This window comes from Streptomyces sp. WM4235, from assembly GCF_001279725.1.
In the GTDB taxonomy this organism is placed as follows: domain Bacteria; phylum Actinomycetota; class Actinomycetes; order Streptomycetales; family Streptomycetaceae; genus Streptomyces.
Window position 1 is genome coordinate 93,056 of sequence record NZ_LGDE01000035.1, and the last position, 26,754, is coordinate 119,809.

A 26,754-nucleotide genomic window follows, 5' to 3' on the forward strand; every position below is an offset into this window, starting at 1 on the left:
ACGCCCATTAGTGTTTTCTTGATACATATCGGTGGGGGCGGGAGAGCGGATCTGATGAGTCGTCGGTCGAGCGGGTTGATCGGGGTCTGGGCCGAGGCCCAGCGCCAACAGCAGCGGACTCAACTGATCCAGCAGCGCGAGGCCGAGCGCAGACAGCGCGCCCACGAACGGGACGTGGCCCGCGGGCAGCGGGAACAACAGGCCGCGTACAAACAGCACCGCGAGACCGAGGCCAGGCGCAGGACCGAGCGCCTCGAAGCGGAAGTGGCCGCCCTCCAGGGATTGTTGGCGGCCGGCTGCCGGGCACCGGCTTTCCGCATGGCCGCCCTGGTCCGTTCCGAGCGGCTGGAGCCCTTCAACCCGGGCACGCTCGCCCACCCCGTGCCGATGCCACACCTCCAGCAGTTCCAGCAACAGGGCGGCGGTTGGGGAATCGGCTCAAGCCGACGGGCGCAGGCGGAGCGCGAGGCGCACGAGCAGTACACCCGGGCCTGGCAGGCGGCCCACGCGGCGGAGCAGCAGCGACAGCAGCAACTGGCCGCCTACCGACGCCAGTACGACGAGTGGGCGGCCGGGCAGCTCGCCGACGTCCGGGCGCACAACAGCGGCCTCGCCGAGCTCGCCGACGCCCTGCGGGCCGGGGACGCCGAGGCCGCCGTGGAGTACTTCTCGGCGGCGCTGTACTCCTCCACGGCGTGGCCCGAGGACCTGCCGAGGCAGGTGTCCGCCGCGTACGACCCGGCGGCCCGGCAGTTGGTGCTGGACTGGGAACTGCCTCGGTACGGGGTGATCCCCGAGGCCAAGTCGGTGCGCTACGTGCCGAGCACCGACCAGGACAAGGAGACCGCCAGGCCGGCCACTCAGCGCCGGGCCGTGTACCGGGACCTGCTGGCGCAGTGTGTGTTGCTGGTGCTGCGCGAGCTGTACGCGGCGGACGAGTTCGGCGCGCTGGACTCGGTGGTGGTCAACGGTTTCGTGGACGACCACGATCCGGTGACCGGCCGGGAGGCGCAGATCGTCCTGGCCACCGTGCTCGCGGCGCGCTCCGACTTCACCGGGCTGCGCCTGGAGCAGGTCAGCGCGGTGGACTGCCTCGTCGACGGGCTGCGGGGGCAGCTGTCGACCCGGCCCGACCAACCGGCCGGCGTACGGGCGGGCCGCAGGCCGGGCGAGGTCGGCGCGGTCGTCAGCCATGGCGGACACGCGGGAGGCGGCGCGGAGGAGCCGGACCTCTTCACGATGGACCCCATCGCTTTCGAGAACCTGGTCGCCGAACTGTTCCGGGCGATGGGCATGGAGGCGGTGACCACGCAGCGGTCCGGTGACGGCGGGGTCGACGTGGAGGCACTGGACCCGGCCCCGATCCGGGGCGGTCGGATCGTGGTGCAGGTCAAGCGCTACCGGAACACCGTCCCGCCGACGGCGGTGCGGGACCTGTACGGCACGGTTCAGGACGCGGGGGCGAACAAGGGGGTGCTGGTCACCACCTCGTCCTTCGGACCCGGGTCGTACACCTTTGCCAACGGCAAGCCGCTGGAGTTGGTTCCCGGGGTGGAGCTGGTGGACCTGCTGCACCGGTACGGGCTCCGGGGGCGCCTCGGCGGAGCGGCGACCGGCGGGGCGGGGCGGGCGTCGGCGTCCGCCCCGGGTTCAACTTCGGCTTCGACTTCGGTTTCCTCGGCCTCGGCATCGGAGGCGGTCACGGTCGCCGTCGCGATGCCCGCTCCGGCGTCCGCCCCGGTGCCCGCGCAGCGTACGAGCACGGCCTCGGCGGGCGATCACAACATCCTCGGCATGGACTGGTCGGGCGGTGTCGCGCTGGACGTGTGCGCGCTCGTCTGCGAGGGCAACCGGGTGCTGAGCGAGGACCACTTCGTGTTCTTCAACAACCCCCGGACGCCGGACGGCTCGGTCCGCTCCCGCGAGCGGGCCGCCCCCGACAAGGCCGCGGTCGAGGTCGACTTCGACGGGCTGCCGCGCCAGGCCGACCGCCTGGTACTCGCCGCCGCCATCGACCCGGAGGTCAACCCCGACGCCGACCTGGCGGGCTTCACCGACGCCCGGATCCGCCTCCTCACTCCGGACGGCCGGGAGATCGACGAGTTGGAGGTCTCCGACGGCCGGGCGGGCGAGACCGCCCTGGTGCTCGGATCGTTCCGGCGCCGGCCGAACGGCGACTGGAAGTTCGTGATCGGCGGCAAGGGCTACCGGGGCGGTCTGGAGGACCTCCTGCGCGAGTACGGCATCGAGGTCGCCTAGCCGGCCCGGACCCCGGGCACGGTGTCGGGCTCCGGGTCGGGCTCCGGGTCGGCAGCGGGGTTCGGGGCGGGGTCCGGGTAGGGCTCTGGATCGGCAGCGGGGTCCGGGTCGGCAGCGGGGTCCGACCGCTCCTCTTGCGGGGGCCGGGCCACGTAGCGCAGGACGCCCCACATGCTCTCCGGGCCCGCGAGGTGCGGTCGCGGTTCGCGGCAGGCCTCCAGTTCGCGGAGCAGTGCGGGGCCGTCCGTGCCCGAGCCGATCAGGACGAGTCGGGTCACCCGTGGTTCGCCCCTCCCCCAGGGGCCGGGGGCGAAGCGGAGGAAACGGCCGACCGCGTGGACCTCGTAGCGCTCGTCGTGGCCGGGGACGCCGAAGTGGACGAAGCCCTTGATCCGGTAGAGCCCGGCCGGACGACGGTCGAGGAAGTCGATGAACCGGCGCGGGCTCAGGGCCTGCTCGGAGACGAACTCGACGCTCTCGTAGGCGGCGTGCGCATGCCCCGTGTGGTCGCCGTGTTCCCGTTCACCGTCTGCCGCCTCCGCCAGCAGGTCCTCGAAGGAGAGCTGGCCGCGCGTCCGCGCCCAGGGGCGCGCGTCGAACAGCAGCTCCGGGTCGATCCGACCGTGGTCCGCGCCGATCACGGGGGTACCGGGTGCGCAGAGGCCGGCCAGTTCGGCTTCGATGCGGGCGCGCTCGGCCGGATCCACCCGGTCGGTCTTGTTGAGCACCACCAGGTCGGCGACGCCGAGGTGGCGGTCGGTTTCCGGGTGCCGGGCCCGAGTGGCGTCGAACTCCGCCGCGTCGACGACCTCCACCATCCCGCCGTAGCGGATGGCCGGGTTCTCGCTCGCCATCAACATGCGGATCAGTTCCTGGGGCTCGGCCAGCCCACTCGCCTCGATGACGATGACGTCGATCCGGTGCACGGGGGCGGAGAGCTTCTCCAGGTACGCGTCCAACTCGCTGCCGTCGACGGCGCAGCACAGGCAGCCGCCGCCGAGCGAGACCATGGAGTCGCCGAGCTGCCCGGCCACCGACATGGCGTCGATCTCGATCGAGCCGAAGTCGTTGACCACCACCCCGATCCGGGTGCCGCCCCGGTTGGCGAGGAGGTGGTTGAGCAGGGTCGTCTTGCCGGATCCGAGGAATCCGGCGAGGACCACGACGGGGATGGTGGGGTGGGACTGCCTGCTGTTCACCCGGTCGATGGTAGCCGGCGTGGCACCGTGACGGCTCAGCCGAGCGTCGGGACCGGTTGGGGCGGGGTCGGCCCGGTGTAGCGGGCGGCCGGGCGGATGATCTTCGAGTCGGCGGCCTGTTCGAGGATGTTGGCGCTCCAGCCGACCACGCGGGCGGCGCAGAAGGTGGGGGTGAACATCTCGCGCGGCAGCCCGCACAGTTCCATGACCACGCCCGCGTAGAACTCCACGTTGGTGTGCAGCTCCCGACCCGGCTTGAGCTCGGCCAGGATCGCCTCCACCTGCTGTTCGACCTCGACGGCGAAGTCGACCAGCGGGCCGCCGAACCGGCGGGCGATGCCCCGCAGCATCCGCGAGCGCGGGTCCTCGGTGCGGTAGACCGGGTGCCCGAAGCCCATGATCCGTTCGCCGGCGAGCACCCGTTCGCGGATCCACGGCTGGATCCGGTCGGCCGTGCCGATGGCGTCGAGGGTGTCCAGGGCGCGGCTCGGAGCGCCTCCGTGCAGCGGCCCGGACAGGGCCCCGATCGCCCCGGTCAGGCAGGCCGCGACATCGGCACCGGTGGAGGCGATCACGCGGGCGGTGAAGGTCGAGGCGTTGAACCCGTGGTCGATGGTGGAGATCAGGTACTGCTCCACCGCTCGGACCTGGACCGGGTCGGGTTCGCGCCCGGTCAGCATGTGGAGGTAGTTGGCCGCGTACGGGAGGTCGTCGCGCGGTTCCACCGGCTCCAGCCCCTGTCCCAGCCGGTGCAGGGCGGTGAGCAGGGTGGGCACCGCGGCGCAGGCGGCGAGGGCGTCGGCGGCCCGGCGGGCGGGGTCGAGATCGTAGACCGGGCGGAAGCCGGCGGACGCGCCCAACAGCGAGAGCGCGGTACGGAGACCGGCGAGCGGCCCGGACAGGGCGGTGGCGCGGGCGAGGGCGGGCAGGGCGTCGCGCACCTCGACGGGGAGTCGGCGCAGGGGGGCGATCTCGGCGGCGAAGGCGTCGCGCTCGGCGAGGTCGACGGGCAGCGCGCCGCGGAACATCAGGTGCCACACGTCCTCGAAGGTGCGGCCCTCCGCGAGTTCGACGGCCGAGTACTGGCGGTAGTGGTAGAAGCCTTCTCGGCCTCGGACGTCACCGAGTGCGGTTTCGGTGACCACGACTCCCGCGAGACCGCGGGGTACTTCGACGGTGGTGTTCATGGATTGACCATCGATGATGGATTGAATCCTTGTCAATATTGATTGAATCAATCTATGTAGGGTGTGCGTCATGAATGCCGAGACCGACGAGGCGGCCGGCCCGCGCCGGATCAACACCCGGGAAGCGGCGCGACTGCTCGGAGTGAAGCCCGCGACCGTGTACGCGTACGTCAGCCGCGGCCAGCTCGGCAGTCGCCGCGACCCGGTCGGGCGCGGCAGCAGCTTCGACGCGGCCGAGGTGGAGGCGCTGGCCCGGCGGAGCCGGCGCGAGGCGGCGGGCCCCACCGGGAGCCATGCCGGCGAGCTGTCCGTTCGCACCTCGCTCACGCTCATCGAGCCCGACCGCTACTACTTCCGGGGCGTGGACGCCGTCGAGTTGGCCTCGCGGTACCGCTACGAGGAGGTGGCGGAGTGGCTGTGGACGGGGTCGCTGAAGCACGGCGCACGGTTCGTCGCTCCCCCGGAGCCGCTGGCCGCCGCCCGGCGTGCGGTGGCCGCCCTGCCCGAGCACGGCGGACCACTGGACCGGCTTCGGGTGGCCGTCGCCGCCGCCGCGGTGGCGGATCCCCTGCGGTTCGACCTGTCCGAGGAGGCCGTACTGGGCTCCGCGCGCTGTCTGATCCCGACGCTGGTCGGCGCCCTGCCCGAGCAGGGCGCCGCCCGGTGGGCCGGCGACACCCGGCTGGCCCGCCTGCTGTGGTCGCGGCTGACGGCGCTGGACCCCGACCCGGACGCGCTGTCCGTGCTGGACCTGGCCCTCGGTCTGCTGGTCGACCACGATCTGGCGGCCTCGACCCTGGCGGTAAGGGTGGCCGCGTCGGCGCGGGCCCATCCGTACGCGGCGGTCTCGGCCGGACTCGGCGCGCTCGAAGGCCCGCTGCACGGCGCCGCCGGCCGGCTCGCCCACCGGATGCTGGTCGAGGTCCTGGAGCGGGGCGGGGCGGCTCCGGTCGTGTCGGAGTATCTGCGAGCGGGGCGCCGGGTGCCGGGCCTGGGGCATCGGCTGTACCGCGGCGAGGATCCTCGTGCCACGGCCCTGTTCGCCCGGCTGGAGGCCCTGGACCAGGCCGGCCCGGCGCTGGGCGCGGCCCGCGACGTGGCCTCGGTGATGGCCCGGCACGGCGGCGGGCTGCACGCCAACGTGGACCTGGCCCTGGCGGTGCTGACCGTGTCCTGCGCGATGCCCGCCGAGGCCGGGGAGACGGTGTTCGCGGTGGCCCGGACGGCGGGGTGGATCGCGCACGCGCTGGAGGAGTACCAGGAACGGCCGCTGAGGATGCGGCCGAGCGGGCACTACGAGGGCCCCCGCCCGCCGCGGCCGATGCCGTGACGGGCGGGGAGCACCGGGACGGGAACCGGACCGCGCAGGAGCGCGCGTAGGCCTCGAACTCGCCGCTCCGCTCGGCGGGACGATCGGGGCCCCGCCTCGGGGCAGGCTCGTGTGGGCAGGTGTCGGCCGCGTCCTGCTGGAGTCGGATCCCGCTGCCGGCCGGGACGGTCTCGCCCGGCCGGACGTTCGCCTCGTCGTAGACGTGAGTTGCCGAGCCTTGCCGAGTCGTCTACTGCTCTGACCGCACTCTTGTGCCTTCATCGCTCGCGCAAGCCGGGCACAAATGACGCAAGGGGGAATTCCGCTTACGCCGAAGCCGACCTACGGTTGCTGGTCATGCGGTTCCCCCACATGAGCGCTCGGCGCCTCGGGCTGCCCAGAAGGGCCGTCTCCCAGATCCTGCTGACCCAGCTCGCCATCGCGGCCGGCGTGGCGGTCCTGGCCACCGGCCTCTTCCTGGCGCCGCTCGGAGCGCAACTGGACGACCAGGCCATGCGGCGCGCCCTGGCCATCGCCCAGAGCGCCGCCGCCGACCCCTCGCTGGCCGCCGACCTCCTCGACTCGGGCCCGGATGGCGACGGCCCCGTGCAGTCCGCCGCCGAGCGGATCCGCAGTGCCACCGGCGCCGAGTACGTGGTCGTCGTCGACCTCCGGGGCATCCGGCGCTCCCACCCCGACCCGAGCCGCATCGGCCTGCCCGTCTCCACCGACCCCGGCAACGCCTTGGCGGGCCGCGAGGTCATGGAGATCGACGACGGCACCCTGGGCCGCTCCGCCCGCGGCAAGGTCCCGCTCCTGGCCGCCGACGGGGAGATCGTCGGCGCGGTCTCCGTCGGCATCGCCTACGACAGCGTCCGCGAGCGACTGCTGGGAGCCATCCCCGGCCTGCTCGCCTACGCGGGCGGCGCCCTGGCCGCAGGCGCCCTCGCCGCCTACCTGCTCTCCCGCCGCATCCAGCGACAGACCCGCGACCTGGCCTTCTCCGACATCGCCGGCCTCCTCTCGGAGCGCGAGGCGATGCTGCACTCCATCCGCGAAGGCGTGATCGCACTCGACCGACACGGACGGATCCGGCTGGTCAACGACGAGGCCGCCCGACTGCTGGGCCTCGACCCCGCCGCATCGGGCACCGTCGCCGGACGCGCGCTGGACGAGGTACTCGGCGCGGGCCGTACCACCGACGTCCTCGCGGGCCGGATCGACGGACGGGACCTCCTCACCGTCCAGGGGCCCCGCGTCCTGGTCGCCAACCGGATGCCCACCGACGACGGCGGAGCCGTCGCCACGCTGCGGGACCGCACCGAACTGGAACACCTCGGACGCGAGCTGGACTCCACGCGCGGACTGATCGACGCCCTGCGCGCCCAGGACCACGAACACGCGAACCGGCTCCACACCCTGCTCGGTCTCCTGGAGCTCGACCTGTACGAGGAGGCCGTGGAGTTCGTGACCGAGGTCGTCGGGGTGCACCGCAGCACCGCCGAGCAGGTCACCGAGAAGGTCCGGGACCCCCTGCTGGCGGCCCTCCTGGTCGGCAAGACGACCGTGGCCGCGGAGCGTGGCGTCCCGCTCCGCCTGGCCCCCTCCACGCTGCTGCCCGACCGGGTGGTGGACCCCGGCGGCCTCGTCACCATCACGGGCAACCTGGTGGACAACGCCCTCGACGCGGCGGCCGGCTCGACCGCCCCGCTGGTCGAGGTCGAGCTGCGCGCCGAGGGACGTACGGCGATCCTCATGGTCCGGGACAGTGGCCCCGGCGTACCCGCCGAGCGCCGCGAGGAGATCTTCACCGAGGGCTGGTCGACGAAACAGCCCACGGCCCACCGCGAACGCGGACTGGGCCTCGCACTCGTTCGTCGCCTCGCGGAGCGGCAGGGCGGTACCGTCCGGGCCGGCGAGAGCGCGGACGGAGGGGCGGAATTCTCCGTCGTGCTCCCGGAGGCCCTGCGATGAACGAGTCCCCGGTTCACGTATTGGTCGTCGACGACGACATGCGTGTTGCCCGGATCAACGCGGCGTACGTGGCGAAGGTTCCCGGATTCCGGGTGATCGCCCAAGCGCACTCGGCAGCGGAGGCGTTGGCGTTCCTGGACACCCATGACGTGGACCTGATCCTCCTGGACCACTACCTCCCCGACGAGAACGGCCTGGACCTGGTCCGGCGGCTGCGCCAACGGGGCCACCACACCGACGTCATCATGGTGACGGCCGCCCGCGACCTCGCCACCGTGCAGGCCGCCATGCGACTCGGCGCCCTCCAGTACATGGTGAAGCCGTTCGCCTTCGCCGGGCTGCGGGCCCGCCTGGAGGCGTACGGCGCCCTGCGGCGCACCCTGGAGACCGGAGGGGAGGCGGAACAGGCCGAAGTGGACCGCATCTTCGGCGCCCTGGCCTCGGCCGGCACCCCGAACGACCTGCCCAAGGGCCACTCGCCGCCGACCGCCGACCTGGTCCGCCAGGTGCTGCGCACGGCCGAGGGGCCGCTCTCCACCCAGCAGATCGCCGATCGCGCCGGCATCAGCCGTCAGACGGCCCAGCGCTACCTCAAGCTCCTGGACCGCACGGGGCGCGTCACCCTCGCCCTGCGCTACGGAGAGACGGGCCGCCCGGAACACCGTTACGCCTGGCGCCACTCCGATCCCGGCGCCGCGCACTGAACCGGGCGACCGCCACGATCGACCGGGTGGGTCACACCGCCCCGGCGCCCGTCAACGAACGGACCTCCGTCTCCGCGTGCTTGCGGATGTCCGGCTCCTCCGTCGAGGTGACCGTGCCGAGCCATCCCGCCAGGAAGCCCAGCGGAATCGAGATGATCCCCGGGTTCTGGAGCGGGAAGTACTGGAAGTCCACGCCAGGGAAGAGCGACTCCGGACTGCCGGACACCACGGGCGACAGCACCACCAGCAGTACCGCCGGCACCAGTCCCCCGTAAACGGACCAGACGGCCCCGCGGGTGGTGAACTCCCGCCAGAACAGCGAGTACAGCAGCACCGGCAGGTTCGCCGAGGCGGCCACCGCGAAGGCCAAGCCCACCAGGAAGGCCACGTTCAGGTTCTGCGCGATCAGTCCGAGGCCGATCGCCGCCGCGCCGATCCCGACCGCGGCGACCCGCGCCACCGCGACCTCGCTGCGCTGCTTGGCGTGCCGCCGCTTGAGCGAGGCGTACAGGTCGTGCGCCACGGAAGCCGAGGACGCCAGGGTGATCCCGGCGACCACCGCGAGGATCGTCGCGAAGGCGATGGCCGCCACGAAGGCGAACAGGACCGCGCCCCCGGTGCTCTCGGCGCCGCCTCCCAGGAATGCCGCCAGCAGCGGAACCGCCGTGTTCCCCGAGGCGTTGGACGCCCGCACCTGCTCGGGACCGAGCAGGGCGGCCGCCCCGAAGCCGAGCACGATGGTCATCAGGTAGAAGCCGCCGATCAGGCCGATCGCCCAGACCACCGACCGCCGGGCCGCACGCGCCGTCGGCACCGTGTAGAAGCGCGACAGGATGTGCGGCAGCCCGGCCGTGCCCAGGACCAGGGCGAGGCCGAGGCTCATGAAGTCGAAACGGGCGGCCCAGTCTCCTCCGTACTTGAGGCCGGGGTTCAGGAACTTGGCCCCGTGGCCGCTGCGTTCGGCGGCGGTGGCCAGCAACTGGTCGAAGTTCCCGTGGAAGCGCAGCAGCACCAGGACGGTCAGCGTCACGGCGCCGGCCATGAGCAGTACGGCCTTCACGATCTGGATCCAGGTGGTGGCCCGCATCCCCCCGAAGGACACGTAGACCACCATCAACGCGCCGACGCCGACCACGGTCAACGTCCGTGCGCCGGCGCTCGAGTTGCCCAGCAGCAGGCCCACCAGGCTGCCCGCGCCGACCATTTGCGCCACGAGGTAGAGCACGGACACCACCACCGAGGAAGCCCCGGCCGCGATCCGGACGGGCCGCTCGCTCATCCGGGCGGCGACCACGTCGGCGAGAGTGAACCGGCCGCAGTTGCGGACCAGTTCGGCGACGAGGAAGAGTACGACCAGCCAGGCCACGAGGAAGCCGACCGAGTACAGCAGACCGTCGTAGCCGAAGAGGGCGATCAGTCCGGAGATGCCGAGGAAGGAGGCCGCGGACATGTAGTCGCCCGCGATGGCGAATCCGTTCTCCATCGGGGAGAACAATCGCCCACCCGCGTAGAACTCTTCGGCCGACCCGTGCCGGTTGCGACTGACCCAGGTGGTGATGCCCAGCGTGACCGCGATGAAGACGCTGAACAGGATCAGCGCGAGGGTCTGGTGTTCGGTGGTCACCGGCCCGCCTCCCAGGTCCGGATGCGCTCCTGGTCCCGCTCCTGCTCGAAGACGGTCCAGCGCAGGTCGAGCGCGGCCCGGTCGCGGCGCAGCCGCGCGTGCCGCGCGTACGCCCAGGTGAGGAGGAACGTGCTCAGGAACTGGCCCAGTCCCGCCAGCAGGGCCACGTTGATCGATCCCACCACCGGCCGGGCCATGATGCCCGGCGCCGCGGTCGCCGCGACCACGTAGGCGACGTACCAGAGGAAGAAGCCGGCGGTCGCGGGTACGACGAACCTCCGGTAGCGGCTGCGTACCTCCTGGAAGGCGGCGCTTCGCTGCACTTCCAGGTAGATGTCCGAGGCCCCGGTTGCGGGCCGGTCGCCGGCGACCGGGCGCGGAGGGACCGTTTCCGCTACCTCGCCCTCCCCCCAGCCGACCGCCAACGCGTCGTACCAGGGGTCGTCGAGCCGGATCGTTCCGGCATCACGACCTTCGTGCTTCTCCACCGAACTCTCCTTGTCCGCCGCCGCATTGGCCGCGTGGTGACAAGGATGGGTGGAATCGATGTTTTCCGGACTGATGTACCGGTGCTCTTCACTCCATCAGGTGATGAAGTGAAGAGCATTGGTGTGTAAGGGCGTTCAGCGAGTGGACGCCGGCCGGGTCAGGCGTCGATGCGCGAGCGGTCCAGGGTCGCGGCGGAGCTGGTGATGAACTCCTTGCGCGGGGCCACCTCGTTGCCCATGAGCAGATCGAAGACCGACTCGGCCGAGTCGAGGTCCCCGATGTTGATCCGGCGCAGCGTGCGGAACCGGGGGTCCATGGTGGTCTCCGCGAGCTGATCGGCGTCCATCTCGCCGAGACCCTTGTAGCGCTGGATGGCGTCCTTGTAGCGGATGTTCTTGCGCTGGTACTCCAGCAGCGTCTGACGCAGCTCGTTGTCCGAGTACGTGTAGACGTACTTGTCCTGGCCCTTCTTCGGCTGGACGAGCTCGATCCGGTGCAGCGGCGGCACGGCCGCGAAGACCCGGCCCGCCTCGACCATCGGGCGCATGTACCGCTGGAAGAGCGTGAGCAGCAGGCAGCGGATGTGCGCGCCGTCGACATCGGCGTCGACGAGCAGGACGATCTTGCCGTAGCGGGCGGCGTCGAGATCGAAGGTCCGGCCCGAGCCGGCTCCTATGACCTGGATGATCGCGCCGCACTCGGCGTTCTTGAGCATGTCCGAGACCGAGGACTTCTGGACGTTGAGGATCTTGCCGCGGATCGGCAGCAGCGCCTGGAACTCGGAGTTCCGGGCGAGCTTGGCCGTGCCGAGCGCCGAGTCCCCCTCGACGATGAACAGCTCGCTGCGGTCCACGTCGTCGCTGCGGCAGTCGGCCAGCTTCGCCGGCAGCGAGGAGGACTCCAGGGCCGTCTTGCGACGCTGCGCCTCCTTGTGCTGACGTGCGGCGATCCTGGTCCGGGCGGCCGCGACGATCTTCTCCATCACGGAACGCGCCTGCTGCTTGTCGTCCCGCTTCGTCGAGGTCAGGAACGCCTTGAGCTCCTTCGCGACCACGGCGGCGACGATCCGGGTGGCCGCGGAGGTGCCCAGCACCTCCTTGGTCTGGCCCTCGAACTGCGGCTCGGCGAGGCGGACGGTGACGACGGCCGTCATGCCCTCCATCGCGTCGTCCTTGACCACGTCGTCCTCGGCCACGCGCAGCAGCTTCGCCGAGCGCAGCACCTCGTTGACGGTCTTGGCGATCGAGCGCTCGAAGCCGGACACGTGGGTGCCGCCCTTGGGGGTGGCGATGATGTTCACGAACGACTTGACGTTGGTCTCGTACCCGGTGCCCCAGCGCAGGGCGATGTCCACGCCCAGCTCGCGGGTGACCTCGGTGGGGGTCATGTGGCCGCGGTCGTCCAGGACCGGCACGGTCTCCTTGAAGGTGCCCGTCCCGCTCAGGCGCAGCACGTCGCAGACGGCCTTGTCCTGGGCCAGGTACTCGCAGAACTCGCTGATGCCCCCGTCGAAGCGGAAGGTCTCCTCGGTCTTCCCGGCGCCGTCGATGCCGCGCTCGTCGCGGACCACGAGGGTCAGGCCGGGTACCAGGAAGGCGGTCTGGCGGGCGCGCTGGTAGAGCGTCTCCAGGTTGAGCTTGGCGTCCTTGAGGAAGATCTGCCGGTCGGCCCAGTAGCGGACCCGGGTGCCGGTCTTGCCCTTGGCGATCCGCTTGACCTTGCGCAGCCCGTTGGCGGGGTCGAAGGGGCTGTCGGGCCCCTGCTCCGTGAACATCCCGGGGACGCCGCGACGGAAGCTGATGCCGTGCGTGGAGCTGTTGCGGTCGACCTCGACGTCGAGGCGGGCGGAGAGGGCGTTGACCACGGAGGCGCCGACGCCGTGCAGGCCGCCGGAGGCCGCGTACGAGCCGCCTCCGAACTTGCCGCCGGCGTGCAGCTTGGTCATGACGACCTCGATGCCGGACAGGCCGGTCTTGGGCTCCACGTCCACGGGGATGCCGCGGCCGTTGTCCCGGACCTCGACGGAGGAGTCCTCGTGGAGGATCACCTCGATGTGGTCGCAGTAGCCACCCAGGGCCTCATCGACGGAATTGTCGATGATCTCCCAGAGGCAGTGCATCAGGCCACGGCTGTCGGTGGACCCGATATACATCCCGGGGCGCTTGCGGACGGCCTCGAGGCCCTCGAGGACGAGCAGGTGCCGCGCGGTGTAGTTGGAACCGTCCCGGTCTGCTCCGGACAGCAGCGCGCTGGAAGGCACGGACGTGTCGGCGGTCACGCAGTTCGCTCCTCGCTGAATTTCTTTTCTGGCCCGGTCGGGCTCAGGGGTTCATCGGTTGCCGGTCAGAGGGTACCGAGGCCTGGTAGAGCCGATGCAACGCCACCCTCGTGGCTTCCACAGCGTAGTGCAGGCCCGCACGGGTGTTCGATCCCCCGTGGGGGTGAAGCAAACATCACGTTCCCTTCCAGGCATGAACCATTTAGTGTTCGGGCACGTCCTCATGAACAACCGGCACTCACGCCGGGGGGACTGAACTGCTACAAGCGAACGACTGACAACGCGAAACCGTAAAGCAACGCAATACGGCTCCTTCGCCGCCAACCGGCAGCAGCCGGCCAGCTTCGGAAGGAAGTTTCGAAAGAAAGCCGCGAACGGGAACGTTTTCGGCCTGGTTGGATGTTGACCCTGGTACGACAGCTCGTCGAGCTAGAGAAGAGGCGACGTGACTACTGTTCTGACACCCGCGACCCCGCTGACGGCCGCTGACCGATGCGACCGTTGCGGCGCCCAGGCATATCTGCGCGTCGTCCTGCTGAGCGGCGGTGAACTGCTCTTCTGCGCCCACCACGGGCGTAAGTTCGAGCCGGAACTCAAGAAGATCGCCGCGGAAATACAGGATGAGACCGAGCGGCTCACGTCCGCTCCGGCTGCGAATGCCGCCGACACCGAGGACCGCTGACACAGGCCTAGACCTCGCATCCGACGAGCAAGGACCGGCCAGGCCGGTCGACGGACGACACCTCTGTGACCCAGGGGTGCCGCCCGTCCTCATGTCCGCCCCGCATGTCCGCCCCGCGTCCAAGTTCCACCCTCCGGCCGTCCCGGATCCGACGACCGGCCCCCCTACCCCCTTGTCGGGCCACACGGGGCCCGAGGAGCCCCTGGGGGCTCCCTACGGGACCTCCCGCTCCCCGACCGGCCGCGCGCCCCTCTCGGAGCCGCTCACGAAGCCGACCAGCGGGGAGATCCGGGTGTACACGCCCGGGCTGTCGGCCCTGCCGCAACCCCGCCCCCAGGACACGACCCCGATGAGCCGCCCCCGGGCCACGAGCGGCCCGCCGCTGTCCCCCTGACAGGCGTCCTTGCCGCCGTCCTTGTCCCCCGCGCACACCATGGAGGCGGCTCGGTACTGACCGTCCACGTCCCCCGGGTACGCGTCCTCGCAGACCCGGTCCGCGAGGATCTCCACGCGTGCGGCCCGCAGGCCGTACGCGTAGTCGCCGAAGCCGCTGGTGTCCCCCCAGCCGTACACGGACGCCTCGGTGCCGGCCTCGTAGGCCGGGTGGCCCTTGTCCGCCATGGGGAGCACCTGATTCGCCGGCACCGCCTCCGCGAGTTCGAGGACGGCGAGGTCGCCGGCGTTGCTCGCGGAGTCGTACGCCGGGTTCACCCGCGCCGCCCGCACCGCGATCTCCCGACCGTCCGTCGCACGGAGCTCCGTACGGCCCGCGATCACTCGGAGGTCCGGCACGGACTCGACCGGGCCGCCCAGCACCTGGCGACCCAGGCAGTGGGCCGCCGTCACCACGGTCGTCGGGGCGACGATCACGCCCCCGCAGAACTGGCCGCCACGGGTACCCCCGAACCGGTCACGGCTGGCCAGGGCCACGACCCAGGGGCTGTCCGCCACCTTCACCGGCTGCCCGCCGATCACCACGCTGTCCGCGGCCGCCTGCGGCATCCGGGCCAGCGGCGCGGCGGCCGCTCCCGCCACCAGGGTCAGCGCGCCCGCCAGGGCACGGGCAAAGGGACGACGCATGAGGCCTCCTGACTCCGAGTGTTCATGACTCCACCCAGAGTGGGATGCCCGGTGGCCGTGCGCACCCGCGCGGCCACCGGGCGTACGCCCCTCGGCGTCGGTCCCGTCAGTCGAGGTAGTCGCGCAGCACCTGCGAACGCGACGGGTGGCGCAGCTTCGACATGGTCTTCGACTCGATCTGGCGGATGCGCTCGCGGGTGACCCCGTAGACCTTGCCGATCTCGTCGAGGGTCTTGGGCTGCCCGTCCGTCAGGCCGAAGCGCATCGAGACCACGCCCGCCTCGCGCTCGCTCAGGGTGTCGAGCACCGAGTGCAGCTGCTCCTGCAGGAGCGTGAAGCTCACCGCGTCGGCGGGTACGACCGCCTCGGAGTCCTCGATGAGGTCACCGAACTCGCTGTCCCCGTCCTCGCCGAGCGGGGTGTGCAGGGAGATCGGCTCTCGCCCGTACTTCTGGACCTCGATGACCTTCTCGGGGGTCATGTCGAGTTCCTTGGCCAGCTCCTCCGGGGTGGGCTCGCGACCCAGGTCCTGGAGCATCTGCCGCTGGACACGGGCCAGCTTGTTGATCACTTCGACCATGTGCACCGGGATGCGGATGGTGCGGGCCTGGTCGGCCATGGCGCGGGTGATCGCCTGACGGATCCACCAGGTGGCGTACGTGGAGAACTTGTAGCCCTTGGTGTAGTCGAACTTCTCCACCGCGCGGATCAGACCCAGGTTGCCTTCCTGGATCAGGTCCAGGAAGAGCATGCCGCGGCCCGTGTAGCGCTTGGCGAGGGAGACCACGAGGCGGAGGTTGGCTTCCAGCAGGTGGTTCTTGGCCCGGCGGCCGTCCTCAGCGATGATCTCCAGCTCGCGCTTGAGCTTGGGCGCCAGCTTGTCGGAGTTCGCCAGCTTGTCCTCGGCGAACAGGCCCGCCTCGATGCGCTTGGCGAGCTCGACCTCCTGCTCCGCGTTGAGGAGCGGAACCTTTCCGATCTGCTTGAGGTAGTCCTTGACGGGGTCCGCGGTGGCCCCCGCCACGGCGACCTGCTGGGCCGGCGCGTCGTCCTCGTCGTCCGAGATGACGAAGCCCTTGCTCTCGCCGCCGTCCTCCTCCTCGGATTCGGACTCGGCCTTGACCGCGCCGGAGCCTTCCTCGGTCGACTCCTCGTCGGCCTCGTCGGAGCCCTTCTTGGCCGCCGTCTTCTTCGCGGCCGTCTTCTTCGCGGCGGTCTTCTTGGCAGGGGCGGCCTTCTTGGCCGCCGTCTTCTTCGCCGCGGCCTTCTTGGCGGCGGGCCCGGCCCCGGGCTCCTCCGCGAGGGCGTCCACGGTGTCCGGTTCGGCCGGCACCGCCTCGGGGGCGGCGTCGGTGACGGTCCGGGCGACGGTCGTCTTGGTCGCGACGGTCTTGGTGGCCGTCCGCTTGGCCGGGCTCTTCGCTGCGACGCTCTTTCGGGTGGTGCGCTTGGGCGACTCCGCGGCACTGACCATCAGCGTCACACCCTCTTCCTCGAGGATCTGGTTGAGGCTGCGCAGAACATTCTTCCACTGGGTCGCAGGAATCTGGTCAGCCTCGAAGGCCCGACGCACGTCATCGCCGGCGATCTGCCCCTCGGCCTTGCCCCGCTCGATGAGCGCCATCACAGACTCGGAATCGGCGATCTCCGGCGGGAGCGTACGGGATGTGCTGGCCGACACGAACAACCTCTCGGAACGATGGGAACGGCTTCCGACCCCGGGCCTGGTGGTGCTGGACCGGAGCCGACGACCACCGACTGGGGATGGGCCGGGGGCGCGGGCAGGGGCCGGGGAGCTGTACAGCACCCGCAAGGGCTGCTGTCTTCCCTCCGTCGGCCATCACCACCTAAGTCATCGCGTGACGTCGCGGAGCGTTACGCCCAATCTTCGTGGCCCGAGTCACACCACTTTTCCGCCATTGCCGCGCATACGGTCATACGCACGGATTCAAGGGCTTCGAACGCCCCCGCACACGGGTGTCGCCGGGCCCGAACCGGGCCCGGCGACATGTGGTGCACCCCCGCGCCTGAGCGCGTCGAGCCCGTCAGTGCTCGCGCGGGGCCGGAACCACACGCTCGACCTCCGGATGCACCGTCAGGAGTTGACGCATGGCGTTCTCGGCGCCCAGGGCATCGCCGGCGGCGACGGCCTCGACCATCCGCGCATGGTGCGCGACGCAGGTTTCGCTGGGGCGGTCGCACGCGGTGACGGGGCTGCCGGAGACCTGGAGGGCGGAGGAGACGATGCCTGACAGGTGCTCCAGCATGCGGTTGCCCGCGACCTGGATCAGCAGCGCGTGGAACTCGTTGTCGGCACGCGCGAAGGTGATCGAGTCACCTTGCCCGAGGGCGTGGCCCATGATCTCGACCATGTCGGCGAGGCGCTGCTGGATGTCGGGGCGACCGTGTCCGGCGGCGAGGCGCGCGGCCAGCGGTTCGATGGTCCAGCGGAGCTCGTTGAGCTCGCGGCGCTGATCGTCGCGCTGGGGGCCGAAGGCTCGCCATTCGATGATGTCGGGGTCGAGCAGGTTCCAGTCGGCGACCGGGCGGACCCGGGTGCCGACGTTGGGTCGGGCGCTGACGAGGCCCTTGGCCTCCAGAACGCGCAGGGATTCGCGGACGACCGTGCGGGAGACCTCGAAGCGCTGGCCGATCTCCTCGGGGACCAGGGGGCGGTCCGCGCCGAGGTCGCCGGAGACGATCATCTGGCCGAGCTGCTGGACGAGTTGGCCGTGCAGTCCGCGGCCTCGACTTCCGGTCGCGCGGCGGCCCACGCGGCTCAACTCGATGTCGGCGCCGTCCCAGTGGGGCGGTCCGACCCGGTCGGCCCCCTGGGTCTCCGCGTAGGGGTAGCGGTCGAGGTCGCCCGAGCCGGCGAGGCCGGAGTCGGCGTGGCGGGCGGCGGTCATCATGGTGTGCGCAAGGGTACTCACGAATCCTTTGTCGGTCGTGCTCCCATCACCCTTGAGGTCTTTGGTGAAAAGCACACGAAAGGGTGATCGGTGCCACCTACGCAATTGACGACTTATCGTAAAGAACCGGGCCTTTTGCGGGGAGTTGTGGTCCCGGCTGATTGATACGGAACGGAACGGTCACGTTGACCATCACCTCGATCCGAAACGATCATCCACGGTCATTCACCAGCGGACCCGGCTGCGCAGTCCTGTGAACCCATAGGCGCACAACAGGACCATCAACGACAACACCAGCGCCGTGCCGACGGGTTGGGCCATCACCCGCAGGGCGCCGAGCACCAGGCGGTCCACCTCCGGTGGCCACTGGGCCCAGGACAACTCGCGCAGCCTGGAGGCGAGCCCGTCCGTCGGGTAGGCGGACGGCCCGTGCAGCGACTTGCGCACCAGCGGTACGACCATCACCGGCACGACGAGCACCGCCGCCAGACCGGCCGCCGCGGATCGAAAGACACCGGAGGCCAACACCCCGGCCCAGGCGCAGCCGATGAGCAGTCCCGCCCAACTCGCGGCCGGCGCGATCCACTCCGCCGGCCGGTCGAGCGGACCGGAGTCGAAGACCAGTCCGAGGGCCGCGGCATCCGCGGTGACGGCCAGGCCCCCGAGCAGCAGGGCGAGTACGGCGCAGACCCCGAGCTTGGCGGCGAGCAGACCCATCCGACGCGGAACCGTGCCGCGGTCCGCCGACAGGGAGGGGTAGCGGTACTCCTCGCCGAAGGCCAGGGCGCCGAGCAGCCCTGCGCCGAGCGCGGCGGGCGGCAGCGGCAACGACTGCGGCCAGGCGGCGAGCAGCCGGTTCTGCGGGGTGTGTCCGAGGCGGGCGAGGACGAGCGTGATCGCGACGGAGACGACGACGACCGCGGCCGAGGCCAGGAGCGGGGTCGCGGTCCCGAAGGTTCGCAGCAGTTCGTAGCGCAGGGGGCGCAGGGGACCGCCCACCCGACGCACGGCGCGGGCCGATCGTCCGGAGCCGACCCGCGCGGGCCGGCCCGGCTCCTCCCCGCCGGCGGCGGGGAACGGGGTGAACCCCGACCCCACTCCCGGCGCCGACCCCACTCCCGGCCCCGGCTCCGGGCCCGCCCCTGCACCGAGAACCGGCGCCGACGGCTCGACCTCCGGACCGGGTTCGACCCCGGGGCCGGCGGTGGAGCCCGCCTCGGCCGCGGCTCCCGACTCGGCGTGGGCGGCCGCCACGGCCGTGGCGTGGGCGGCCGTACGGGCCTCCGAGCGGGCCTGCGGGACGGGCGGAACCGGCGTTCCGGTGTCTCCGATCTCGTCCGCGAGTTGGTGGACCAGCACCCCGTGCCTGAACGCGGCTTCTCCCACCTCCGCGCAGTCGCTGCCGTAGACCGACAGGCGGCTCCCGCTCTCCGCGACGATCTCCACCGCGCGCCGGGCCGCCCGGGCCTCCCGGCCCAGGACGTCCGCGAGCCGGGCCGCGTGCGGGGTGCGCACGGCGACGCGGGGACGCAGTCGGGTGCGTGCGAAGTCCGCCGCGTCCTGGTCCGCGACGAGCCTGCCGGCCCTGATGGAGACGACCCGGTCGGCGTTGCGGGCGGCTTCCTTCGCGTCGTCGGTGGTGAAGAGGACCGCGCCGCCGAGAGCGGCGTGCCCGCGCAACAGCTCGTACATCCAGTTGCGTTCGCGTGGCGAGAGCCCGGCGGCGGGCTCGTCGAGGAGCAGGGTGAAGGGGTCCGCCAGCAGCGCCGCCGCGAGTGCGACGCGACGCTCCATGCCGAGCGAGAGCGAGCCGAGCCGCTGGTCGCGCAGACCGCCGATGCCCACGACCTCCAGCATGGTGTCCGCTCGCGACGCCGGGACCCCGTAGGCGGCGCACAGCATCCGCAACTGGTTGAGGACCGTACGCGCCGGATTCCCGGGGACGTCGCCGAGCAGCACGCCGACCTCACGGCCGGGGTGCGCGATCCGGTGCAGCGGACGGCCGCGGAAGTAGGTGATGCCGCGGCCCGGTTCGAGTTCGAGCATGAGCCGCAGCGCGGTGGTCTTGCCCGAGCCCGGATCGCCGAGCAGGGCGGTCACGCACCCGGGGCGGACCTCGAAGGTGAGGTCGTCCACCAGGGGCGGGAGTTCTCGACGGGGTGTACTGGTGAGTCCGATGGCCTGGAGCATCGCTTCTCTCGCGGGGTGTGAGACCGCTCTGCGGCAGCATGAGTACCGCAAGCAAGATAACGCGATATGTCCGATTTTCAACGCATGAGGCTGTCAGGCGCGTCGGTGTCGGCGGACTGGCCTGCGACGGCCCCCGCCCCCGGGTCCCGGCCGAGGCGGGGGCCGCTCGCCGGGGCCGTGGGACGTCAGACCTCCGGGCGCAACATCGGCGGGTTGAGCAGGGTCGCTCCGCCCGCTCGGAAGAGCTGGGCGGGTCGGCCTCCCTGACGGGTCGTGGTCCCTCCGGCCGGCACCAGGAACCCGGGGGTCCCGGTGACCTTCCGGTGGAAGTTGCGCGGGTCGAGCGCCACGCCCCACACGGCCTCGTACACCCTTCGCAGCTCACCGACGGTGAACTCGGGAGGGCAGAAGGCGGTGGCCAGGGAGGAGTATTCGATCTTGGATCGCGCCCGCTCGACTCCGTCGGCGAGGATGCGCTCGTGGTCGAAGGCGAGTCCGGCGGGAGCCTCCCCGCCCGCCGCGAGGAGTTCGTCGACGGGGGCCCAGCGGGCGCTGTTCGCGTCCCCGCCCGCCCGAGGCGCGGGCAGATCCGGAGCCAGCACCAGGTGAGCCACGCTGACCACCCGCATCCGGGGATCGCGCTTCGGATCTCCGTACGTGGCGAGCTGTTCGAGGTGCGCCCCGTTGCCCACGTCCGGCACGGTCGGGTCGTGCGCGCAGAGGCCGGTTTCCTCGGCGAGTTCCCTGGCCGCGGCACCGGCGAGGTCCTCGTCATCGCGTACGAAGCCTCCGGGCAGCGCCCAGCGTCCTTGGAACGGCTGCTCCCCCCGTCGGACGACCAGCGCGCAGAGCGCGTGACGCTGCACGGTGAGCACGACCAGGTCGACGGTGACGGCGAAGGGCGGGAAGGCCGACGGGTCGTAGGGCGACATGCCGCGATCATAGTCGTCTGCCTGACGATAAACAGGGCTTTGGTGATCCCGACGACAGTGATCCGAGACTCAGCCTCCCAGTTGGAGCACATCAGCGGCCTCCTCCACCATCCCGAGGCCGAGTCGGCTGACCCTGACGCCGAACGGTTGCTCCGACACGCGCAGCCCCGAGAGCCTCAGGGAGCCGAGCGGGGCACCGGGGAGCGGGTGTAGAGCGACCGTGCCGGCGGGGGCGTCCGGGCGGATCCCCGCGAGGGCGACCAGCGCGTGGACGCCGGCGACGGCGGCCACCGCGGCCGGACGGCAGGCCGCGGGGTGCGGGATCGGAGCGCTGCCCGTGGTGCGCTGCCCGGCGGCGTACATCTCCGGCAGCCGGTACCCGAAGGTCTCGGCCGCGTCGAGAAGTCCCCGCAACAGACCGGCGGCCTCCTTCTCGAAGCCCGCCTGGGCCAGGCCGGAGAACGCGACGACGCTCTCGTGGACCCGTACCGCACCCGAACGGTGCCCGAACGGATTGTGGCCGGGCTCTCGGCTCGACATGCTCCGCAGCCCCCATCCCGAGTCCATCGCGGGTGCTCCGAGCAGCCGGGCCAGTTGCTCGGTACGGGTCCGGTCCAGCAGGCCGGGGGCCGTCCGGCCGCCGCTCAGCAGTCCGGTGTCCAGCAGGTGCGCGGCGGCTCCCGTCAGGCGAAGCAGGGGGCGGCCGTCGGGATGCAGGGCCGCGGCGGGCCGTCCGCCGTCCGGGCCGTCGATCCAGAACTCCGCCCGGAACCGCTCCCGCAGTCGGGCTGCCCGGTCCCGCCATTCCTCGGCGCCGGGCCGCCCGCACCCGTCGAGGAGGTCTGCGCCGAGCAGCGCGGCCCGGTACGCATGGGCCTGGGTCTCGCACCGTCGTGGACCCGGGTCGGGGTCGGCCAGTAGACCGTCCTCCCCCAGCGCTCCGCGGAGCCATTCCAGGCAGGCCACCGCAGCGGGCAGAAGCCGAGCCACCTCCTCCTCGGGCAGACCCCAGAGCCGGGCCTCGGCGAGGACCGCGGGGAAGGCGAGCGTGGCCTCGGTCCCGGTACATCCGGGCGGCAACTGTGGTCCGGCCCCGCGCAGCGGTCCCGGGATCATCCCGGCTCCCGGTCCGCGCCCGTCGACCTGACCGCGGGCGAGGACGCGCAGGGTGGCCGCGGCGAGCCCGGTGCCGAGCGGCAACGCCATCCGGGCCGCCCACAGCGACTCCGCCGGGGCCAGGCCGAGCCGCCAGGGCGCTCCCGCAGCCGCGAAGGCGTCGCCCGGTTGCTCGGGATCCCTCAGCAGCAGCGCGCCCAGGTCTTCCACGCTTGTCCGAAACCATGCCTCGACCCTCGGGTCGTCCCCCTCCGCCCGGGCGTCGGCCAAGGGGTTGGCCACCTGACCGGCCGACGCCCTCGTGGTGCGGTCCCGGCCGGTCCGCAGCTCGATGGTGCGGGACTCGCCGGGGCCCAGTTCGAGCTGCCAGCGCAGCAGCCCGGTCGAGGCGAGCGCGTCGTCGGGAGCGGGTTCGGCGGTGACGACGGCCTGGGTGTCGCCGGTGCTCCAGCGCAGCCCGGCCGCGTGCACGGCGGCGGGGAGCTCGGGCCCGGCGCGGCCAGCGGCGATCACGGCCAGTTCGGCCAGGTCGGTGCCGAGCGCCAGCTCCACCGGAAGGCGCACGGGGCGGCTCGCGTAACTGCGCAGGGTGATCCGTTCGGTGCCGTCGGCGTGCCGGACGCGCTCGACGCCGATGTCGGGGTCGGGGCCGGCCTCGGCTCCGGTGCGGACCGTGGCGGTGAAGGCGGCCCGGTCGGCGCCGAGGCTGCGCCCCTGCACGGCCACCGGGTCCCGGCCGCCGACGCGCAGCACGCAGCGGGAGAGGAGCCGCAGCCCTGCGCGGTAGACCCCGTCGATGCCCCGCCCGGTCAGCTGGCCGTGCTCGGGCGAGATGGCCAGGCACGGCGCGGCGAGACAGATGACGGCTCCGTGCACGGGCGGCAGTTCGGGCCTGCGGGCGGGTGGTACGGGGTGGGCCATGCGTCGCCTTGTCTGCGCTCCGGTCGGTTTCGCTGGGCGGCGGCGCGGCCGGGCCCCCACCACCCCACAGCTGAACGTTTTCACCCCCGCCCGGGTCACGGGCCCCGGCGGTGGCTCTCCCCGGTGTGGCTCCGGCGGGTGGCCGAGGGCGTCGCGAAGTCGTCCCAGGAGAGGGCCCCGGTAGCGGATCACTGTTCGCTCCTCGTGGTGCGGCGGGCGTCCCGGCGCTCGGCCTTGGTGCGCCGTCCGGGCGGGCGGCCGGCTCCGGCCGGTCGCTTGCGGCGGGGCTCCCTGCGCTGCCGTTCCTCGCGCAGGCACTGCCGCAGTCCCTCCGGGTCGATGCCCTCGTTGCAGGCGTGGTGGAGCAGTTGGGCGAAGCGGTAGTCGGCGTCCGCGCGCAGGGCCAGGTCGAGTGCGACGCGGGCGGTCGGTTCGTCCCCGGTGGACCACGAGACCCATCCGGCGAGAGTGAGCGGGGCCGCGGCGTGCTCGGCGTAGATCCCTACACAGCGCCGGGCCAGGGCGCGCCACAGGCGCAGTGCGGGTCCTGCCTCCTCGCCCTCCATCCATTCGGCGGCGATGTCGCGGATCTCGCGATCCTGAAGGCCGATGATCACGGCGGCCGCCTCGTCGTGCCCCAAAAGGGCGTCGTCCCAGTCGTCCCCACCGGATCCCGACGCGACCGGCGGCGGAGGCGATGTCATGCGCCGCATGAGGGTGCGGGCCAGGGCGATGGTCTCGGCGCCGATCTCCTCGCGCGTGGCTCCGTCGAGGATCTTCGGCACCAGGGCGACGGCGGCCCGTTCCAGAGCCGCCTCCTGTTCCCTGGCGGCTGCTCCGCGCAGTGGGGTCAACCTTCCCTCGATCTCCTTCAGGGAGCCCCTGACCTGCAGGCCGGCGAAGGTGGCCGCAGCGGCCATCACGGAGGTGCCGGGCATGACCAGGGGGTTGCCCTCGGCCGGGCAGCAGCGCGCGTCGGGGCAAACGTAGGACCAGTAGCGGCCTTCGGAGAGGCACAGGGCCTCCAGGACGGGTACGTCCAGCGTCCCGCAGGCCAAGCGGAGCCGTTGGGCGAGGGGTCGCAACCGGGTCATCACGCGTTGTCCGCTCTCTCCTTCGCGCGGGTCCTGGCAGAGGAAGACGACGATGCCGTCGGGCTTGCCTCCGCGTCGTTCGCTGCCTCGGACCAGGGTTTCGGCGACCTGTCGGGCGGTTTCCTCCCATTCCGTCGGAGCGGTGGGAATCCCGACGCGCAGCCGACCGCCGAAGCGCCCGCCCTCGCCGTGGACGGCGACCATGACAAGGGAGTCGGTCGGGTGGAAGCCGAGCATGTAGGGCAGCGCATCGGCCAGTTCCGCCGGGCTGCGCAGGGTGATCTGGGATTCGATGGACGGTCCGGACGGGCCGTTGGACGGCTGGTCGGACGGGCTTGTACCGCGTGGTTGGTCGTCATGCGTCGACGGTCCCGTGCGGGGGCGAATCGCGAAACCCCTGTGGATAACTCCCCGAATCAGACCTAACTGGTCCAATCTTCAATATCCACAGGTCGGGGCCGGCATTGGCGCGATGTCGGCGCCATCAGGTTGCATGGGGGCATGAACCCAGACCTGAGGTCCTCAGCCGATTCCGTACTCGCCCGCCTGGTGGGCGATCCGACGGGCACCGCTCGGCTGCGCGAGGACCAGTGGCGGGCGATCGAGGCCCTCGTCGCGCAGAAGCGGCGGGCGCTGGTGGTGCAGCGCACGGGGTGGGGCAAGTCCGCCGTGTACTTCGTCGCCACTTCCCTCCTGCGGGCGAGCGGCGCCGGCCCCACCGTGATCGTCTCGCCGCTGCTCGCGCTGATGCGCAATCAGGTCGAGGCCGCCGCCCGGGCCGGAATCCGCGCCCGCACGATCAACTCGGCCAACCCGGAGGAATGGGAGGGCATCCAGGCCGAGGTCGCCGCCGGCAAGGTAGATGTCCTGCTGGTGAGCCCCGAGCGACTCAACAACCCGGACTTCCGTGACCAGGTCCTCCCCAAGCTCTCGGCCGCCACGGGCCTGCTCGTGGTCGACGAGGCCCACTGCATCTCCGACTGGGGCCACGATTTCCGCCCCGACTACCGCAGGCTGCGCACGATGCTGGCCGATCTCCCGCCGGGGGTTCCCGTGCTGGCCACGACCGCCACGGCCAATGCCCGGGTGACCGCCGACGTCGCGGAGCAACTGGGCACCGGCGCCGGCACGGACGCGCTCGTGCTGCGGGGCGCGCTGGACCGGGAGAGCCTGAGCCTCTCGGTGCTCGCCCTGCCCGATGCCGCGCACCGGCTGGCGTGGCTCGCCGACCACCTGACCGACCTGCCGGGGTCCGGGATCATCTACACGCTGACGGTGGCCGCGGCCGAGGAGGTCACCGCCTACCTGCGCCACCGCGGTCACACCGTCTCCTCGTACACCGGCAAGACCGAGAACGCCGACCGCGAGCAGGCGGAGAACGATCTCCAGGCGAACCGGGTCAAGGCGCTGGTGGCCACCTCTGCCCTGGGCATGGGCTTCGACAAGCCCGACCTGGGGTTCGTGGTGCACCTGGGGTCACCTTCCTCCCCCATCGCGTACTACCAGCAGGTGGGCCGCGCCGGCCGCGGTGTGGAGCACGCTGAGGTCCTGTTGCTGCCGGGTCGGGAGGACGAGGCCATCTGGCAGTACTTCGCGTCCGTCGCCTTCCCGCCGGAGGAGCAGGTCCGCCGCACCCTCGACGTCCTGGCCCAGGCGGGCCGCCCGCTGTCGCTTCCCGCCTTGGAACCGCTGGTCGATCTGCGCCGCACCCGCCTGGAGACGATGCTCAAGGTGCTCGACGTGGACGGCGCGGTGCACCGGGTCAAGGGCGGTTGGACCTCGACGGGCGAGCCGTGGGCGTACGACGCCGAGCGCTACGCGTGGGTGGCGCGTCAGCGTTCCGCCGAGCAGCAGGCCATGCGCGACTACGCGGCGACCGACGGCTGCCGCATGGAGTTCCTGCGCCGCCAGCTCGACGACGAGGAGGCGGCACCCTGCGGGCGCTGCGACAACTGCGCCGGGGCCCGGTTCACCGCCGAGGTCTCCGGCACGGCCCTGGACACCGCCCGAGGCGAGTTGGGGCGTCCGGGCGTGGAACTGGAACCGCGCAAGATGTGGCCGACCGGGCTCGTGGCGGTAGGCGTGGACCTCAAGGGCCGGATCCCCGCCGGGGAGCAGTCCGCCACCGGCCGGGCCCTGGGCCGCCTCTCCGACATCGGCTGGGGCAACCGGCTCCGCCCGATGCTCGCCCCGCAGGCACCCGACCAGCCCGTCCCGGACGATGTCGCGCAGGCCGTGGTGGCCGTCCTGGCCGACTGGGCGCGGGGGCCGGGCGGCTGGGCCTCCGGGGCCGCGGACGCCCCCGCCCGTCCGGCGGGTGTGGTCTGCCTGCCGTCGCGCTCGCGTCCCCAGTTGGTCGGCTCGCTCGCCGCGCGGATCGCGGAGATCGGACGGATGCCGTTGCTGGGCTCGCTCGCGTACACCGACCAGGCACCGGAGTTCGGCCTGCCTTCGTCGAACAGTGCCCAACGGGTTCGGGGGCTCCACCAGGCCTTGACGGTGCCTCCGGCCCTCGCGGCGACGCTGGCCGAGACTCCGGGTCCGGTTCTTCTCGTGGACGACCGCGCGGAGAGCGGTTGGACGCTCGCGGTGGCTGCCAGGCTGCTCCGCCGGGCCGGTGCGAAGGGGGTGTTTCCGCTGGTACTCGCGCTTCAGCCGTAACGGATGCGTCATCTTCGGCGTGGCGGGGCAAGGATATGAGCGGCATACCGGCGAATTCCGGTCGGCAGCCTCAAATGCTCATTGCCCCATCCTCGCGGGCCACGCGAGAATCGGAGTGCTCCCGCTCGGCTCGCCGGCACTCT

18 protein-coding genes and 1 pseudogene are annotated in these 26,754 nt (G+C 71.9%); 6 read left to right on the top strand and 13 right to left on the bottom strand.

Annotated elements, in window-relative coordinates:
• Positions 1 to 54: 54 nt before the first annotated feature.
• Positions 55 to 2,259: a restriction endonuclease gene (locus ADK55_RS05380; protein ID WP_199826448.1), complete on the top strand. Its 2,205-nt coding sequence runs from the start codon at positions 55 to 57 to the stop codon at positions 2,257 to 2,259.
• Here ADK55_RS05380 and ADK55_RS05385 read toward each other — a convergent pair.
• On the bottom strand, positions 2,256 to 3,458 hold the full coding sequence (locus ADK55_RS05385; protein WP_053676288.1) for a GTP-binding protein: 1,203 nt from the start codon (positions 3,456 to 3,458) through the stop codon (positions 2,256 to 2,258). The genes ADK55_RS05380 and ADK55_RS05385 overlap by 4 nt on opposite strands.
• Before the next feature lie 35 nt (positions 3,459 to 3,493).
• Positions 3,494 to 4,645 (bottom strand): citrate synthase/methylcitrate synthase, encoded by a 1,152-nt coding sequence (locus ADK55_RS05390; protein WP_053676289.1) that lies wholly within the window; start codon positions 4,643 to 4,645, stop codon positions 3,494 to 3,496.
• A 70-nt stretch (positions 4,646 to 4,715) separates the two neighbouring features.
• Here ADK55_RS05390 and ADK55_RS05395 point away from each other — a divergent pair, with 70 nt between their 5' ends.
• Positions 4,716 to 5,975, top strand: a complete 1,260-nt coding sequence (locus ADK55_RS05395; RefSeq protein ID WP_053676290.1) for a citrate synthase — start codon at positions 4,716 to 4,718, stop codon at positions 5,973 to 5,975.
• A 130-nt stretch (positions 5,976 to 6,105) separates the two neighbouring features.
• Here the strand turns inward: ADK55_RS05395 and ADK55_RS40875 are convergent.
• Positions 6,106 to 6,183 (bottom strand): annotated as a pseudogene (locus ADK55_RS40875) (hypothetical protein); the annotation flags it as partial.
• A 143-nt stretch (positions 6,184 to 6,326) separates the two neighbouring features.
• On the opposite strand from ADK55_RS40875, the gene ADK55_RS05400 reads away from it, so the two are divergent.
• Together ADK55_RS05400 and ADK55_RS05405 are read left to right on the top strand one after the other, a co-directional pair.
• Positions 6,327 to 7,928: a sensor histidine kinase gene (locus ADK55_RS05400; protein ID WP_234349905.1), complete on the top strand. Its 1,602-nt coding sequence runs from the start codon at positions 6,327 to 6,329 to the stop codon at positions 7,926 to 7,928.
• Positions 7,925 to 8,632, top strand: a complete 708-nt coding sequence (locus ADK55_RS05405; RefSeq protein WP_078998505.1) for a DUF7342 family protein — start codon at positions 7,925 to 7,927, stop codon at positions 8,630 to 8,632. The genes ADK55_RS05400 and ADK55_RS05405 overlap by 4 nt, the downstream gene beginning before the upstream one ends.
• A gap of 31 nt (positions 8,633 to 8,663) precedes the next feature.
• On the opposite strand, the gene ADK55_RS05410 is transcribed toward ADK55_RS05405, so the two are convergent.
• The 3 genes from ADK55_RS05410 to ADK55_RS05420 form a co-directional block, all read right to left on the bottom strand.
• Positions 8,664 to 10,256, bottom strand: coding sequence for a cation acetate symporter (locus ADK55_RS05410; RefSeq protein WP_053676292.1), 1,593 nt, complete (start codon positions 10,254 to 10,256; stop codon positions 8,664 to 8,666).
• Positions 10,253 to 10,744: a DUF485 domain-containing protein gene (locus ADK55_RS05415; protein WP_053676293.1), complete on the bottom strand. Its 492-nt coding sequence runs from the start codon at positions 10,742 to 10,744 to the stop codon at positions 10,253 to 10,255. The genes ADK55_RS05410 and ADK55_RS05415 overlap by 4 nt, the downstream gene beginning before the upstream one ends.
• Before the next feature lie 158 nt (positions 10,745 to 10,902).
• Positions 10,903 to 13,023, bottom strand: a complete 2,121-nt coding sequence (locus tag ADK55_RS05420) for a DNA gyrase/topoisomerase IV subunit B (RefSeq protein WP_053676294.1) — start codon at positions 13,021 to 13,023, stop codon at positions 10,903 to 10,905.
• Positions 13,024 to 13,468: 445 nt separating this feature from the next.
• Here ADK55_RS05420 and ADK55_RS05425 point away from each other — a divergent pair, with 445 nt between their 5' ends.
• The gene (locus ADK55_RS05425) at positions 13,469 to 13,705 is read left to right on the top strand and encodes a DUF7455 domain-containing protein (RefSeq protein WP_030239625.1); all 237 of its coding nucleotides are present in this window, start codon (positions 13,469 to 13,471) and stop codon (positions 13,703 to 13,705) included.
• A 213-nt stretch (positions 13,706 to 13,918) separates the two neighbouring features.
• On the opposite strand, the gene ADK55_RS05430 is transcribed toward ADK55_RS05425, so the two are convergent.
• The 7 genes from ADK55_RS05430 to ADK55_RS05460 form a co-directional block, all read right to left on the bottom strand.
• The gene (locus ADK55_RS05430) at positions 13,919 to 14,785 is read right to left on the bottom strand and encodes a S1 family peptidase (protein ID WP_053676295.1); all 867 of its coding nucleotides are present in this window, start codon (positions 14,783 to 14,785) and stop codon (positions 13,919 to 13,921) included.
• A 106-nt stretch (positions 14,786 to 14,891) separates the two neighbouring features.
• Positions 14,892 to 16,466, bottom strand: a complete 1,575-nt coding sequence (locus ADK55_RS05435) for an RNA polymerase sigma factor (protein WP_053676322.1) — start codon at positions 16,464 to 16,466, stop codon at positions 14,892 to 14,894.
• 364 nt (positions 16,467 to 16,830) lie between these two features.
• On the bottom strand, positions 16,831 to 17,772 hold the full coding sequence (locus ADK55_RS05440) for a FadR/GntR family transcriptional regulator (RefSeq protein ID WP_323181884.1): 942 nt from the start codon (positions 17,770 to 17,772) through the stop codon (positions 16,831 to 16,833).
• A gap of 150 nt (positions 17,773 to 17,922) precedes the next feature.
• Positions 17,923 to 19,887, bottom strand: coding sequence for an ABC transporter ATP-binding protein (locus ADK55_RS05445; RefSeq protein WP_053676297.1), 1,965 nt, complete (start codon positions 19,885 to 19,887; stop codon positions 17,923 to 17,925).
• A gap of 185 nt (positions 19,888 to 20,072) precedes the next feature.
• Positions 20,073 to 20,819, bottom strand: a complete 747-nt coding sequence (locus tag ADK55_RS05450) for an NUDIX hydrolase (RefSeq protein ID WP_053676298.1) — start codon at positions 20,817 to 20,819, stop codon at positions 20,073 to 20,075.
• Positions 20,820 to 20,888: 69 nt separating this feature from the next.
• On the bottom strand, positions 20,889 to 22,856 hold the full coding sequence (locus ADK55_RS05455) for a glycogen debranching N-terminal domain-containing protein (protein ID WP_053676299.1): 1,968 nt from the start codon (positions 22,854 to 22,856) through the stop codon (positions 20,889 to 20,891).
• A 188-nt stretch (positions 22,857 to 23,044) separates the two neighbouring features.
• The gene (locus ADK55_RS05460) at positions 23,045 to 24,187 is read right to left on the bottom strand and encodes a DUF4192 domain-containing protein (RefSeq protein WP_078998510.1); all 1,143 of its coding nucleotides are present in this window, start codon (positions 24,185 to 24,187) and stop codon (positions 23,045 to 23,047) included.
• 264 nt (positions 24,188 to 24,451) lie between these two features.
• On the opposite strand from ADK55_RS05460, the gene ADK55_RS05465 reads away from it, so the two are divergent.
• On the top strand, positions 24,452 to 26,611 hold the full coding sequence (locus ADK55_RS05465) for a RecQ family ATP-dependent DNA helicase (RefSeq protein ID WP_053676300.1): 2,160 nt from the start codon (positions 24,452 to 24,454) through the stop codon (positions 26,609 to 26,611).
• Positions 26,612 to 26,754 lie beyond the last annotated feature (143 nt).